At 35.9% G+C, this 13,121-nt stretch carries 16 protein-coding genes; 14 read left to right on the forward strand and 2 right to left on the reverse strand.

What is annotated here, in order from left to right:
* The first annotated feature begins 207 nt into the window (after nucleotides 1-207).
* The 7 genes from BQ7397_RS03870 (at nucleotide 208) to BQ7397_RS03905 (ending at nucleotide 5,646) form a co-directional block, all read left to right on the forward strand.
* Nucleotides 208-1,851 (forward strand): DNA/RNA helicase domain-containing protein, encoded by a 1,644-nt coding sequence (locus BQ7397_RS03870; RefSeq protein ID WP_077074806.1) that lies wholly within the window; start codon nucleotides 208-210, stop codon nucleotides 1,849-1,851.
* A 350-nt stretch (nucleotides 1,852-2,201) separates the two neighbouring features.
* On the forward strand, nucleotides 2,202-2,633 hold the full coding sequence (locus tag BQ7397_RS03875) for a hypothetical protein (protein ID WP_077074807.1): 432 nt from the start codon (nucleotides 2,202-2,204) through the stop codon (nucleotides 2,631-2,633).
* A gap of 750 nt (nucleotides 2,634-3,383) precedes the next feature.
* Complete coding sequence (locus tag BQ7397_RS03885) at nucleotides 3,384-3,596, forward strand: helix-turn-helix transcriptional regulator (protein WP_077074808.1); 213 nt, start codon at nucleotides 3,384-3,386, stop codon at nucleotides 3,594-3,596.
* The gene (locus BQ7397_RS03890; RefSeq protein WP_077074809.1) at nucleotides 3,586-4,026 is read left to right on the forward strand and encodes a hypothetical protein; all 441 of its coding nucleotides are present in this window, start codon (nucleotides 3,586-3,588) and stop codon (nucleotides 4,024-4,026) included. Before BQ7397_RS03885 ends, BQ7397_RS03890 begins: the two co-directional genes overlap by 11 nt.
* Nucleotides 4,027-4,043: 17 nt before the next feature.
* A complete protein-coding gene (locus BQ7397_RS03895) occupies nucleotides 4,044-4,235 on the forward strand; it encodes a DUF1648 domain-containing protein (RefSeq protein WP_234970573.1) in 192 nt (63 codons plus the stop codon).
* A 206-nt stretch (nucleotides 4,236-4,441) separates the two neighbouring features.
* Nucleotides 4,442-5,248, forward strand: coding sequence for a hypothetical protein (locus BQ7397_RS03900; RefSeq protein ID WP_077074810.1), 807 nt, complete (start codon nucleotides 4,442-4,444; stop codon nucleotides 5,246-5,248).
* On the forward strand, nucleotides 5,245-5,646 hold the full coding sequence (locus BQ7397_RS03905; protein WP_077074811.1) for an HIRAN domain-containing protein: 402 nt from the start codon (nucleotides 5,245-5,247) through the stop codon (nucleotides 5,644-5,646). The genes BQ7397_RS03900 and BQ7397_RS03905 overlap by 4 nt, the downstream gene beginning before the upstream one ends.
* A gap of 88 nt (nucleotides 5,647-5,734) precedes the next feature.
* On the opposite strand, the gene BQ7397_RS03910 is transcribed toward BQ7397_RS03905, so the two are convergent.
* Complete coding sequence (locus tag BQ7397_RS03910) at nucleotides 5,735-6,748, reverse strand: potassium channel family protein (RefSeq protein ID WP_077074812.1); 1,014 nt, start codon at nucleotides 6,746-6,748, stop codon at nucleotides 5,735-5,737.
* 228 nt (nucleotides 6,749-6,976) lie between these two features.
* Here BQ7397_RS03910 and BQ7397_RS03915 point away from each other — a divergent pair, with 228 nt between their 5' ends.
* On the forward strand, nucleotides 6,977-7,267 hold the full coding sequence (locus BQ7397_RS03915; RefSeq protein WP_083703401.1) for a terminase TerL endonuclease subunit: 291 nt from the start codon (nucleotides 6,977-6,979) through the stop codon (nucleotides 7,265-7,267).
* 86 nt (nucleotides 7,268-7,353) lie between these two features.
* Entirely contained in the window at nucleotides 7,354-7,965 is a 612-nt protein-coding gene (locus BQ7397_RS03920; protein ID WP_077074813.1) for a class I SAM-dependent methyltransferase, read from the forward strand.
* Nucleotides 7,966-8,451: 486 nt separating this feature from the next.
* Here the strand turns inward: BQ7397_RS03920 and BQ7397_RS03930 are convergent, their stop codons facing one another.
* On the reverse strand, nucleotides 8,452-9,045 hold the full coding sequence (locus tag BQ7397_RS03930; RefSeq protein ID WP_077075036.1) for a Crp/Fnr family transcriptional regulator: 594 nt from the start codon (nucleotides 9,043-9,045) through the stop codon (nucleotides 8,452-8,454).
* Nucleotides 9,046-9,140: 95 nt separating this feature from the next.
* Here BQ7397_RS03930 and BQ7397_RS03935 point away from each other — a divergent pair, with 95 nt between their 5' ends.
* From BQ7397_RS03935 to BQ7397_RS03955, 5 genes are all read left to right on the forward strand, one after another.
* Nucleotides 9,141-9,899 (forward strand): class I SAM-dependent methyltransferase, encoded by a 759-nt coding sequence (locus BQ7397_RS03935; protein WP_077074814.1) that lies wholly within the window; start codon nucleotides 9,141-9,143, stop codon nucleotides 9,897-9,899.
* A gap of 266 nt (nucleotides 9,900-10,165) precedes the next feature.
* Entirely contained in the window at nucleotides 10,166-10,939 is a 774-nt protein-coding gene (locus tag BQ7397_RS03940; RefSeq protein ID WP_234970574.1) for an ABC transporter substrate-binding protein, read from the forward strand.
* Between the two features lie 125 nt (nucleotides 10,940-11,064).
* Nucleotides 11,065-11,529, forward strand: coding sequence for an iron chelate uptake ABC transporter family permease subunit (locus BQ7397_RS03945; RefSeq protein ID WP_077074815.1), 465 nt, complete (start codon nucleotides 11,065-11,067; stop codon nucleotides 11,527-11,529).
* The gene (locus BQ7397_RS03950) at nucleotides 11,516-12,319 is read left to right on the forward strand and encodes an ABC transporter ATP-binding protein (RefSeq protein ID WP_077074816.1); all 804 of its coding nucleotides are present in this window, start codon (nucleotides 11,516-11,518) and stop codon (nucleotides 12,317-12,319) included. Before BQ7397_RS03945 ends, BQ7397_RS03950 begins: the two co-directional genes overlap by 14 nt.
* A 1-nt stretch (nucleotide 12,320) precedes the next feature.
* Nucleotides 12,321-12,968 (forward strand): cupin domain-containing protein, encoded by a 648-nt coding sequence (locus BQ7397_RS03955; protein ID WP_077074817.1) that lies wholly within the window; start codon nucleotides 12,321-12,323, stop codon nucleotides 12,966-12,968.
* Nucleotides 12,969-13,121 lie beyond the last annotated feature (153 nt).

Below are 13,121 nucleotides of genomic sequence, written 5' to 3' on the forward strand. Positions count from 1 at the left end.
ATAGAATTGAGCAAGCGAAACAATCAATCGATTTATGGGATTACTGTAGTTAAGTCTGTTTTTTATTTTGATATTATGTATAATTTAAATGATATCTTCTTAAGAAGTAGATAAGAGAATCGAATACTGTGTATCAACTTTAGCCAAGAAACGTGAAAAAGAATTCACAAGCGATAGTATGAATAAGTTTCAGATGAGGTGGTAAAAATGAGCAGAAGTATTAATTTAGAGTCTTTATACCAAGTTATAAATAACCCTACTATCTATAAAAATGAAAATATAATGAAAAATTTTTTAGCAACGCTAGATGATGATGTCCCAATTATTACAAATATTCAGGTAAAGTATAAGGAACTAGATACATTTAAATCGTTATATGAAAAAATAAATAGTAAATTAAAACCCGAACAAAAAGAAGCTTTTTATTATGGTTACAAAAACAGCAAAGCTATCAATCAGGAATTTGATTTATTAAGATTTACTAAGGATACAACTTTAAATATTGAATTGAAGTCGGAATATCCAAATGGAGGTAAGGAAAAAATAGAAGATACTTTGAGAAGACAAAATCATATTTTATTAAATTGCACAGAGAGTGTAATTAACTATGCATATGTTTTAAGCGATGAAAAATTGTATATGCTAGTTCCAATTAAGGATTGCTCAAGTGAAGAGTATAAATTGTCAGAAGTAGATTTTTCCAAATTAATACAAGATATATCAAGTGACTATATTGAATGCAATAAGCTTGAAATGATAAAACCAGAGGATTTAATAATATCACCCTATAGTGAGCCTGAAAAATTTGTAAAGAACTCTTACTACTTAAATCAAGAACAAAGGGAAGTAGTTGACAAAATATTAAAATCTGAATCGAGAGATCATAGTATTTCAGGTGGAGCGGGTACTGGGAAATCGCTTGTACTATTTGATTTAGCTGCACAATTTATAAAACAAGGTAAAAATGTAATTCTAGTTTTTTGTGGTAAACTAGAAAAATGCAGAGAATTAAGTAGAATTCATAACTTTGATATTTCTGATATAAAGTCAATAAGTAATGATTTTTCACTGCTTAGAAAGTATGATGTTGTTTTATTTGATGAATTTCAAAGGGTCAGGGAAGAACAGTATGATATTTTAATAAATTTAGATGTAGAACGGATCGTTTATAGTGTTGATAAAAAACAAACGCTACATCCTACTGAGAAAACATTGAATATAGAAGATAAACTGAACAAAGAAGCAATAATTACTAATTATTGCCTAGGTGATAAGATTAGACAGAATAATGAGATGTCGTGGTTTATTAGAAAACTATTGCAACCTACGGATAGAGAGAGTCAACCAGCCGATTATAAAAAAGTAACTGTTAAATACTTTGATAACAGAGCAAGAGCATCAAGTTATATCGAGCATAAGCATCATCATGATCAATTTATACCTATTGAATTGACGGAATATAAAACAAAAATGACAGGAAAGAAGCAAAGGGAAAACTTGTTATTTAATTCAAAAAACATCCATGATGTTATAGGAAAAGAATATAACAATGTCATCGTAATTTTTGACGAGTATATTTTTTATGATAAGGAAACTGCTAGGCTAACATCTAATTATAAAAAAAGTGATGATTATAGCAACTATCCATACGATGAGTTTAGCTGTTATTTTGAGGCGTTAACTAGAGTTAGAGATAGATTAGAAATAGTCATTATTGATAATCCGAATTTGTATGAAGTAGTATTAGAGATACTAAATTGGTGGAAAGATTCAAATAATAATATTAATGAAGTGCTAAAAAAAGAAAATGAGCAATTGAAAGAAGAAATTAGAAAATTAAAATCAGAGTAATTTCACACAAAATTAAAATATGAATGTAGTAATAGTAATTAATGCAGGTAGTTAATATCAAGAAGAAAAATACAGATATCATAAAAAAGTTTAGTGAAGATGTTCCTATGTGTGAGGTTTTTATTTTTAAAAGCACCTTTTTATGATAGAAAATAGCCCATAGTATTATCAGGTATTAATATGGAAGAGGGCTCGTCTTCATTCTTAGACCTTTTAAGCACGAGTTGTCTAAAAATTGTAGATAGGGATATATTTTTTATTGTTAAAGATTGATTCGGCAGAGCGTACGAATTAGTATTGGAATTAGACCAACTAAAATGCTGTTTAAAATACGAAAAGAGAGAATGTTTATGTTGATGGATGCGATGAAGTTCAATGATGTAGAAGTTTTGTTAAGGGAAAGAGGTGAATTGGAGAAGTTTGAAAAAGAGTCCGGAGAAATATTGGGAAGAGCGATGGTTACATTTGGTGAAGTTCCTGAGGATTTAAAAGATGATGTTTTAAAAGGGTATAACGAAGAAGATGTATATGTTTTTAACTGTTCCTTTGATTTTTTTGATTCTTATTTAGGGATAGCAATGGATAAACAAAGCTTAAGACCCGTAGGCAATATCTGGGCAACAGAACAAATGGAGGGTTCAGATAAACCGACTCAAGATTGGATTGAGTTTTTTGTAAGAATATTGGTGGAATATGTGGTCGAAAACAAAGATGGATCCGGCATTCCGCTTTATATTTTTTTAAATAACGATGCGGAACTGGTCATAGAACCTACGATATAGGAAATGATTACGGTACTGTCATGACGACCAAACTCTTGAATGAAAAGTCGCCAAGGAAAGGGCGATGTGTAAATTTGGCGGTTACGTAAAAATTAGTAAATAATCGGAGGTTCAATCTTATGAAATCATATCAAGAGATATAAGGAAACCATCGACATATGGGTGGAAGAAGGTTGGAAATGGGGAAAACCGACTTCCCACGATGAATACGTGGATGCGAGAAAAGGGAAGTGGGAAGGCTCCACGAATTAAACATCAAGACATACATTGCAACCAGATCAATGAAGTGATTCATTTCGAGGGTCTCGATTGGTTTAAAGGAAATAGGAAGAACAAAGCGCCTCGGGCTAGAACGATGCTCTAATCCGGAGCGCTTTGTTGTGCTTTCGTATGAATCAATCACCGGCTATGTTGGCTATAGGGCTAAAAAGCGTTAGTTTCAAGTAAAAAACCTCCCATGATAAAATATTGTGTTATCGGCAATAAAATATCAAGGAGGCATCCATATGGATAAAAATAGCTTAGCACATATAAGCTGGAATTAAAAGCATTCAATCGCGTTTACGCTAAAACATAGGCGACAGATCATAGACGAAAAATTAAAACAAGACATAGAAAAAATGTTAAGAGACCTATGAGAAAAAGGAAATCATAAGCATAAAAGAAGAATGTAAAGTAAGCTTGACATTAGCGGAAGAATGTATTATCCTGAATGTAAAGCAAGCTTGTCATCGGCGGAGGTGATTTCATCTGAAGAACAGACTTGAGGAGATAAGAAAGGAATACGGAATCACGCAAGCGGAACTCGCGAATATTCTCGAAGTGTCCAGGCAGACTATCGGCTCTTTAGAAAATGGAAGATACAATCCTTCCATTCTTTTAGCTTTTAAAATTGCGGCGTATTTCAATTTGAGTATTGAAGAAATTTTTATCTATGAAGAGGGGGAGGAAGATGGGAAGTAATGGCACGGTTTTAAAGAACTCGGCTTTTGCATTTTTGGGACTGGGATTGATTGTGCTCGGTTTTTTCGGACACACCATGGTGACGAGCACCAATCGTGGGATTGCCGCCATGCCCTATTTGCTTATCGGCCTCGGTTGCGGGATTTTTGGTCATTATACGGGAAACCTTATTAGTTATTTCTCCACAAGAAACAATGAGGAATTGAAGAGACAAATTAAGATCCAAAAAAACGATGAAAGAAATAGATTGATCGCGGATAAATCCAAGTCGAAAGCCTATGATCTTATGATCTATCTATTTGCCGCCATGCTCATCATGTTTTCGTTGATGGGCGTTGAAAAATTACAGATCATCATCGTCGTAGCCATTTATTTGTCCATACAAATTTACGCTTTGTATTGGCGCTCGAAATTCGAAAACATAATGTAGATAGAGAGGAAAAGAAAATGAACAAGAGAATGGTGCTAGGGGTCATGATAGTCGCGACCATTGTACTGGGTATTTATGGTTACAGGGTCTTGCCGGAGATGGTGACCGTGCAAGTCAATCTATCGGGCAATCCATCCAACACCTATCCAAAAGTATTGGCCATCGCTTCCCAATCCGTTCTGTCAATCGGAGGCGGCATCGGATATTAGTTTTCCAAAAAGAAAGAAAGAAGTTATTTGATTCTCGCCATCGTCGGGCTCATGGTTTCTATTATTACGCTGGTGTATAACATCTGAACGTCGAATCGAAGCCAAGTGCAGGAGAACGGATGAAGGCTTTGCCGTACCGAAGTCGATAAAACAATTGCGAGAGACGTGCGGAATAAATAATGAATTCATGAAAGGAGGGTAAAGTGATGGGGCAGATTGTAGAGTTCCCCGACGTGAAGGAGTCGAAAGAAAAAATTCGCAGGCTGAAAAAAGAGCTGGAGGAGCTTCTTCTCGAAAAGGAACACCTTCAGCGCGTCTTTTGTCAGAACATTCGAACGGCCTACACTCTGACATTTGGCGATTTGGAATACAAGCTTTACAAGGCCTCTTGCGATTACCTTCGCTTGCGTAGGAAAAAAGAATTGATCCAGTCGAAAAAGAATCGTCAGGAGAAGATAAATATCGAAGCCATCGAGGGGCAGTTGGACGATGAATTTGTCGAATACAAGAAAAAGCTGGACGAAAAAATCGCCGAAGTGAATCGGGCGCTGAAGCGATCGGCCATGGAGCAGTTGTCGGGCGAAGAGACGAAAGAGATCAAGAAGTTGTACAAAAACATCGTAAAGCGGCTGCACCCGGATCTGCACCCGAGCCTATCCGAGGCGGAAAAAGAATTGTTTTACCGTGCCACGGAAGCCTACGAGCACGGCGATTTGGCGGCTCTGAAATTGATCGAGGCCATGGTGGACAGCGGGGAGGCGGAAGAGGCCCTGCCTTCATCGGTCGCATCCTTGGAGAAGGAAGCGGAGCGGCTGGAGGATTTAATCGAAGGGGTACAAAAGGCAATCGAAGTAATTAAATCGACGCCGCCCTACACCTGGCGGATTTATTTGGAAGACGAGGAGAAAAAGGCCGAGAAGCTAAGTCAGCTAAAGCGGGATCTGGCTAATTTTGAAACCGCCATTCGAACTCAGGAAGAGGCGATTTGGGAATTAATGAGGCATGAAGCATGAATTCATTGGCAAAGATCGATCAGAACGAGCTCATTCAATATCTTTTAAAGGGCGAAAACGGAATCACCCTGCCCACGCCCTTCGAGCGGGACATTTATCTCTTCGACACCTATGTGGCGGGCACCACCCATGTGGAGGGGATCGAAGCCATGGCAGAGACCCTCGGCGAAGGAGACCGGCTGGTGTTTTATCGCGAGCCGGATAATCCCCACGATCCTCAGGCGATTCGCATCGAAACCCTGAAGAAAGAAAAAATCGGCTACGTCCCGCGGAAGGATAATGTGGTATTTTCGCGACTTATGGACGCGGGGAAAGTTCTTTTTGCGAAGATCTCCGAAAAAGAAATGCAAGGGAACTGGCTCAAGATACAGATAAAAATTTACCTGCACGAAAGTTAATGGAAACGGCGACTTCTCCGTCTTTATGAAATAAGAGCCGAAGAACAGCCCTTTAAACAGCAACAGCCCCCGATGCCGGGGGCTATTTTCATGCATTTTTTATTTCGTCGCCTAAATGTTTCAGCTTGTCCACCTGTTCCTCCCGTCCCAGGACGATGAGGATGTCGCCGATTTTAAAGGTGTAGTCGATAGGCGGGTTGAAGAGCATTTTTCCGTCTTCGATTTTTTTTATGGCGAGGACGGTGAGCCCGGTTTTTCGCGGGATCTGTGCCTCGATGAGGTTTTTGTCTTCCAGGTAGGAGCCCTTCTTGACGACGATCTCTTCCAGATCCAACTCCACGTCGCCGATTCGGGTGACGACGTCGAGGAAGTTAATGATGTTCGGTTTAATCATCAAAGAGGCCATGCGCTTGCCGCTGATTTCCATGGCAGACAGGGTTTTGTCGGCGCCGACCTTTAATAATTTGTCATTGCCCGATTTGCTCACGGAATTGGCGATAATGTAAATGTCTTTATTCATGTTCCGCGCCGTGAGCACGGTGACGATATTGTCCACCTCGTTGTCCAGCGTCGCTAAAAGCCCCTTGGCCCGCGCGATGCCGGCGCGTTCCAACACGCTCTCTTCCGTGGACTGGCCTTCCACGACTAAGATATCGTGGTGACTGTAGTCGTCCAAGTCTTCCCGCTTGTCGGTGATGACGACGAAATCCAATTCTTCGCGAATAAACTTATTGATGATGACCTCGGCCAATTCGCCGGAGCCGCAGATAATGTAGTGATTATTGAGTGCGGAAATTTTTCTGTTCATTTTACTTCCCTTCCACAAATCTCTAACTTTCCCTTCGACGAACACGGCCACCACCGTGGAAAAGGCATAGCCCACGATACCCACGCCTAAAAAAATCATGAGGACCGAAAACAATTCGGAGGCATTGCTGGTGGTGCCGATCTCGCCGAAGCCTACCGTGGAAATGGTGATCACGGTCATGTAAAAGGCGTCGATGAAATCCACATTCAGCAGAAATTTGTAGCCGATCATGCCGAAGATGAGCAAAAACGCAAAGGAGTAAAAGGTGAATTTGAGTTTTCTTTTTTCGTCCATAGGCCCCTCCTTGTGGCTACGATTATAATATAATTCGCTGAAAAAATCCCGGCTATTTCCTTTTTTGTCAGTATGGAGAAGGAATAATTGCCGGAGATAAACAGACAGATGAAAAGTAAGGTCTAAGGCAAAGACGTCTTTAGGAATAACGGTATCAATAAAAAGAGTAAGACAAGCTTGTGGATCAGCTAAGTAAAATCCAACTGAAGAAAGTGACTTTAGACAGTTATGATTACATCTGGACAAAATTTTAAAGATAGGTCTGCAACAACAAAAGAATTAATGAAACTGATCCTTGACAGAAGAATAGCCCAGGGAGGTCATCCGGCTCTAAGGTGGATGATGGATAATATTTTAATGCGGACAGAACCTGCTGGAAACATCAAGGCAGACAAGGAAAAACCTACAGAGAAGATAGATGGTGTTATCGCCACAATAATGGCACTTGATAGGGCAATAAGTTGTGGGAATGATATAAGTGAATCGGATTATGATGATAGAGGGCTAATAGTATTCTAATAGAGGGATTTATTTAAAAATACTTTACATGGTAGTAAGTAAATGATATGATTGTAATGAAACTTATTATCAATAGGAGTATGAGAATGCTAAAAAGTTTTTTTGAGAATGTAATAAAGCCAAAGGATAATTTTGGTGGTCGCTTTATGGTTAAGGGCATGAATATTGGTCATGAGAAGTTAGCAAAGTGGGGCAGATCATTTTTAAACATTAGACAGACTGATACTTTATTGGACCTTGGTTGTGGTGGAGGTAGAAATATCCAATATTTTTTAACTAAGGCTAACAAGGTATATGGAATGGATTATTCAAAAGCTAGTGTAGATATTTCTAAATCATTAAACAGTGAAGCCATAAAAGATGGAAGGTGCAAAATAATTGAAGGAGATGTATCAAAAATACCTTTTGAAGATCAATCAATAAATATTGTAACTGCATTTGAAACTATCTATTTTTGGAGTGACTTAGAAACAAGCTTTAAAGAAATCTATCGTGTTCTAAAAAAAGGTGGACAATTTTTAATATGTAATGAAGGGGCATTTAGAGATCATAAAAACGTAAAAAAATGGGCTGATATGCTTAAATTTAAAGTATACTCACCAGAATATTTAACTAGAACCTTAACAAAACTTGGTTTTAAGTGTGAGTATCATTTAGATAAAAAAGATCAGATTGTCTTTATAGCTATAAAACAATAATTTATATTAGTGCATCTACAAAAGTAGGTGCTTTTTTCATGCCAAAATAGAGGTGGGAATATAGGACTTCTAAATAAACTATTTAACAGTAAGGGTACAAGCAAATCAGGAGACATATCTAAAGAAAGGGAGAGGGTATCTTCGTCGTATTTTTTCTTTGGAAGAACAACAGCTGGCAGAAATGTCAATGAATCTACTACCCTGTAGATAATAGCAGCTTATTCATGTGTGAGATTTTTAGCTGAAACCTTAGTAGGACTTCCCGTTTATTTATATAAAACAGGTTTATCATTTGAAGTAGATAGAATACTAAAGGATGGAAATTTTCAAGGGTAAAAATCTAGGATAAAAGAACCTAATTCAATATGGAGATTTGTTTTTGAAGAGTTAAAGATATCATTTGAGTTTAAAATGAGATCCATATTCTCTTAAGACTGATTTTTTGTAATTTTTGTTTATATTTGGTCAGTTCTATGAGTAATACTTTTATATTAATCCCTCTTTTTTCATAAGAGATAACTCTCTTGAAAGGGCAGGCCGATTACAAGCTAAAAATTTCGCTAAATCCTCTCTGGATAGTTTATTAGAAAATAAGGAGTCTTCACCATATTTATCTATATATTTATTAATTTTCTTCCTAATCGTAGGTTTAGAATATACATCTAATTTGTAGGTTAAGTATGAAATTTGCTCATTATACAATTTTATAATATTTTCCATAAAAATCGACCTGCTTGAACAAGACTTTTTATTTTTTTCAAAGACTTTGCTAACATCAAGGGCTAAAACTTTAGAATCTTTTTTTGCAACCATAAATCTATCAGTTAGGGTGGAAAAATTTAGAGAAAAAGAATCTGACGCCTCATAAATTCTATCTATAATTTCCTTATCATCATCTATTGTAGATAAATCAATTCTTCCCTTCAAAACTATACCTGCCTTAAAGCCCTTAGAGAAATCATATAGATATTCGCCTTTACTATAAATTAAGGTTTTATGATCAATACAAGAAAGTATATGGTGTATAGTACTTTCGTCTAAACTATAAAATAATTTACTTTTAAAAATGATCTTTTCCATAAAATCCCCCATTTGTTGCTTCTGCAACTGCAACAAAAATTAGCTCTGGTATAATTATAAATGTAATGATAACTATTATCAAGGAGGAAGAGAAAATGGAAAAAAGTAAAATTATTTTTGGACATGATTTTTTAAAGATGCTTGGAAGAACAAGACTCAGACCAGGCGGCGGTCTTATGACCGATTGGTTACTTGATCAGGTACAGATTGATAAAGATATGCAAGTTTTGGAAGTTGCTTGCAATAGAGGAGATAACCTAATAAGAGTTTATACTAAATATAAATGCAAAATAATAGGCATAGATAATGACCAATTCGTCATAGATCAAGCTTTGGAGAATATAAAGCTTTTAGGTCTAGACAAAGAAATTGAAGTTATGAATATGGATGCCTTAAAGTTGGATTTCGAGGATGAAACATTTGATTTAATAATTAATGAAGCAATGCTTACCATGCTTCCAAATGAAGAAAAAGCAAAGGCTCTTAAAAATTATCACAGGGTTTTAAAAAAAGGCGGCTATCTCTTAACTCATGATGTGGCAGTGGAAAAAGAAAGTGAAGATATAAGAAGGCAACTTTCAAGATTTACAAACATGGACGTGTATCCTCTAACCGTAGAAAATTGGAACAAACTGTTTGTTGAAAATTCTATTAGACCTTTTTCACAAAGGACTGGTAGGATGATTCTCTTAGACAGGGATACAATCATAAAAGATGAGGGACCAGCAGGGGCTGCAAATTTTTATAAAAATGCTTATTCAGAAGAAAATAGGGATAGATTTGTAAAAATGTTAGAGAGGTCTAAAAATTCAAGCATTTATTATATAGTTTTAGCAAGTAAAAAGGAGGATTAGATGGAAGCTATTAAAAAATATCATTAATTTTATGTCTGACAGTGCTTGCCTTAACAGGCATGACTGTTTGTAGCAATACAAAAACTGAATAAAATTCAGAAAGTAAGGAAGTAGCTCAAACTGAGAAAAAGGAAGAAAAGCCAGAAGAACCTAAGGATGAAAATAAAAAAGTTAGAACAATCACAGACCATGCAGGTAACACGGTAGAGGTTCCTGAGAAAATTGAAAGAATAGTAATAGATCAGATTCCTATCTTATCTACTTATATGGCTTATCACCATGGAAAGGCCCCATATATAGTAGGATATGCTGGTTCTCTTAAGCAGGTAATTTCAAATACAGTTTTAAAGGATATTGCTCCAGAGCTTCTTGATAGCCAAAATACAGTTCAAGCTCAATCTGACATTAATATTGAGGAAATAATGAAGCTTAAACCAGATGTTATTTTTTACAATGCTTCAAATAAAGAACACTATGAAGTCCTTAAAAAGACAGGGATTCCTTGTGTAGGATTTGCAACAGTTGGCACAAATGGACCAGCTGACCCAATAGATAGGTACACACAATGGTTAAAGCTCTTAGAAGATGTATTTGGCGAAAGCGGAAAGACAGATGATTTTATAAAAGCTGGTCAAGAAATTGTAAAAGATGTTGAAGAAAGAATTTCAAAAATAGATGATAGTAAAAAACCAAGTGGTGTGATTTTATGGAAGTATGTTGAAGGAGTACCAATGGTTGCTGGTAAGGGTGTTTTTGGGGATTTCTGGCTAAAGAGAATTGGTGTTAAAAATTTAGCGGATGAAACAAAAGGCTTTGCCAAAGTTTCTATTGAACAATTTTATCAATGGGATCCAGATATACTTTATCTTGATGGACCTGGTCTTCTTGATATTACAACAAAAGATGTATTTGAAAATTCAGTAGAAGGTATCAATTTTTCAAATATGAAAGCTGTTAAGGATAAAAAAGTTTATAACACTAAGCTTGGTATCTGGAATTGGTTTACACCAAATCCAGATGCTCCATTAGTTCTTGCTTAGCTTGCAAAATCAACCTACCCAGAAGAATTTAAAGACTACAATCTAAAAGCAATGATTAAAGATTACTATAAAACATGGTATGATTATGAATTAACAAATGAACAAATTGAGGATATGTTTGATATATGATTAAAAAAATCTTTATCAAAGATAAAAAAATAAAATTAAGCTCATATATAATCCTCATAAGTCTACCCATATTAATTAGTATTTTGGCACTTGCCATAGGTAGGATGCCTCTTAGTATAGGACAGATTATTGAATTTTTTAATGCTTATCTAGGAGGAGGAGACTTTGATCCTATGCTTGAATCAGTAATAATAAATGTAAGATTACCAAGGATTATTACTGGTCTAATAGTGGGAGTTGGTCTTTCCGCAGCAGGTCTTGCCTTTCAAGGGGTTTTTTCAAACCCCTTGGCAACTCCTGATATACTAGGTGTAAGCTCTGCTGCAAGTCTTATGGTACTAATAGAAGCTTTATCAAGAACGGTTTCTGTAATAGAACTACCTATTTCAGTTCTTACGGCAATAATTGGAGCTCCAATTTTTATAAGCCTAATTAGAAAAACTGGGGGTGGTTTCAATTAAGTTAGAAGTAAAAGATGCAGGATTTTATTTTGACGAAAATCACATCTTATTTAAAAATTTGTCATTTGTCCTTAGACAAGGTGAAGTTTTATCTATCCTGGGTCCTAATGGAGTTGGCAAAACAAGCCTTATAAGATGTATATGTGATTTTGAAAAATGGAAGTTAGGCAAGAGTTTTATGGATGGGAAAGATGTTTCAAGTTATAGGAGAAGGGAATTATGGTCTAACATATCCTATGTTCCACAAAAAAGGTCATTTTCTTTTGAATATTCTGGAATAGACATGGTGGTGTTAGGGCTTGCTAGTAAGCTTGGACCATTTGCAAAACCCGGTGTGAAAGAATATGAAAAGGCAGAAAATCTTATGAAAAGCTTAGCTATAGAAAATCTTAAAGATAAGTCGTGTTCTGTGATGAGTGGGGGAGAACTTCAGATGGTTCTAATAGCTAGAGCTTTAATTTCAGATCCAAGCTTAATTATATTAGATGAGCCAGAAAGTGGTCTTGATTTTAAAAATCAACTTAAAATAATTTCATTAATCAAAAAACTATCCAAAATAGAAAATATCAGTGTTATTATAAATACTCATTACCCAGCCCATGCTCTTGAAATAGCGGATAAATGCTTGATGCTAATGGAAAATGCTAGACATAAAATAGGCAAAACATCGGATATTATCTGCAAGGAAAATATGAAAGAAGCATTTGGCGTAGAGGTTATACTTGAAAAAGTAAAAAAATCTGAAAAAGAATATGAGGCTGTAATACCAATTAGGATTGTAGGAGATTAAAATGAAAAATATTAGCAAGGGAAAAATAATGACACCAGAAGAGGTTATACCTATAAAAGACCAGCAAACCATAAGTAAGAAATTTGTAGACTTATCTGAGCTTCACATCCTACTTATGAGTCTGGACCAAGATACCAGCATTTCCCCTGAATTTTATGAAGAAGAAAGAATATATCTCGTCTTAAAAGGGGACCTTAAATTTAATAATGAAAAACTTACCAGCCAGGAGCTAATACTTTTTGAAAAAGACAAGCTTTTTGGCATAGGAGCAAGGAAAAAAAGTATATTTTTAGAAATCGCAGTTGACTTAAAGGAGGAAGAAATGAAAAACATTGACAAGGGAAAGAAAATTAAATTAGTTGACTATTTAGATTATGTAGAAGGAGGAATCGCAAACATTGACCTTGTATCAAAAGATGGGTTTAGGCTTGTTTTAATGGCCTTTGATGCAGGGGAGGGGCTAAAACCACACAAGGCTCCTGGAGATGCTCTGGTCCTAGCACTTGAGGGTAAGGCAAGGCTTCTTGTTGGAGACAAGGAAGTGGAGATAGAATCTGGAGACCAAATAGTATTTCCAGCAAATGTAACTCACAATGTAACTGCAATTAAAAGATTTAAAATGTTATTAATCTTATCTGTAGATAAATAAAAAAGATCTTGAATGATTTTTCAATCATAAATCTGAAATCTAAAAATTAGACTAATACCAGAGTTGGAATTAAAGCTTACTCTGGTATTTATTTGTTATAAACATGGGTTTGTTTGCACATTAGATTCTTGAAAGTATTTGAAAATGTAACTT

Origin of the sequence: Aedoeadaptatus urinae, from assembly GCF_900155585.1 — a bacterium.
Taxonomy (GTDB): domain Bacteria; phylum Bacillota; class Clostridia; order Tissierellales; family Peptoniphilaceae; genus Aedoeadaptatus; species Aedoeadaptatus urinae.

What these genes read in the sequence shown, in the direction of transcription:
- BQ7397_RS03955 (WP_077074817.1), top strand. Translation starts at nt 12,321, where the DNA reads ATGAAAAATATTAGCAAGGGAAAAATAATGACACCAGAAGAGGTTATA.
- BQ7397_RS03940 (WP_234970574.1), top strand. Translation starts at nt 10,166, where the DNA reads ATGGCTTATCACCATGGAAAGGCCCCATATATAGTAGGATATGCTGGT.
- BQ7397_RS03930 (WP_077075036.1), bottom strand. Translation starts at nt 9,045, where the DNA reads ATGGAAAAGATCATTTTTAAAAGTAAATTATTTTATAGTTTAGACGAA.
- BQ7397_RS03875 (WP_077074807.1), top strand. Translation starts at nt 2,202, where the DNA reads ATGTTGATGGATGCGATGAAGTTCAATGATGTAGAAGTTTTGTTAAGG.
- BQ7397_RS03935 (WP_077074814.1), top strand. Translation starts at nt 9,141, where the DNA reads ATGGAAAAAAGTAAAATTATTTTTGGACATGATTTTTTAAAGATGCTT.
- BQ7397_RS03920 (WP_077074813.1), top strand. Translation starts at nt 7,354, where the DNA reads ATGCTAAAAAGTTTTTTTGAGAATGTAATAAAGCCAAAGGATAATTTT.
- BQ7397_RS03945 (WP_077074815.1), top strand. Translation starts at nt 11,065, where the DNA reads ATGATTAAAAAAATCTTTATCAAAGATAAAAAAATAAAATTAAGCTCA.
- BQ7397_RS03910 (WP_077074812.1), bottom strand. Translation starts at nt 6,748, where the DNA reads ATGGACGAAAAAAGAAAACTCAAATTCACCTTTTACTCCTTTGCGTTT.
- BQ7397_RS03895 (WP_234970573.1), top strand. Translation starts at nt 4,044, where the DNA reads ATGAACAAGAGAATGGTGCTAGGGGTCATGATAGTCGCGACCATTGTA.
- BQ7397_RS03915 (WP_083703401.1), top strand. Translation starts at nt 6,977, where the DNA reads ATGATTACATCTGGACAAAATTTTAAAGATAGGTCTGCAACAACAAAA.
- BQ7397_RS03905 (WP_077074811.1), top strand. Translation starts at nt 5,245, where the DNA reads ATGAATTCATTGGCAAAGATCGATCAGAACGAGCTCATTCAATATCTT.
- BQ7397_RS03870 (WP_077074806.1), top strand. Translation starts at nt 208, where the DNA reads ATGAGCAGAAGTATTAATTTAGAGTCTTTATACCAAGTTATAAATAAC.
- BQ7397_RS03890 (WP_077074809.1), top strand. Translation starts at nt 3,586, where the DNA reads ATGGGAAGTAATGGCACGGTTTTAAAGAACTCGGCTTTTGCATTTTTG.
- BQ7397_RS03900 (WP_077074810.1), top strand. Translation starts at nt 4,442, where the DNA reads ATGGGGCAGATTGTAGAGTTCCCCGACGTGAAGGAGTCGAAAGAAAAA.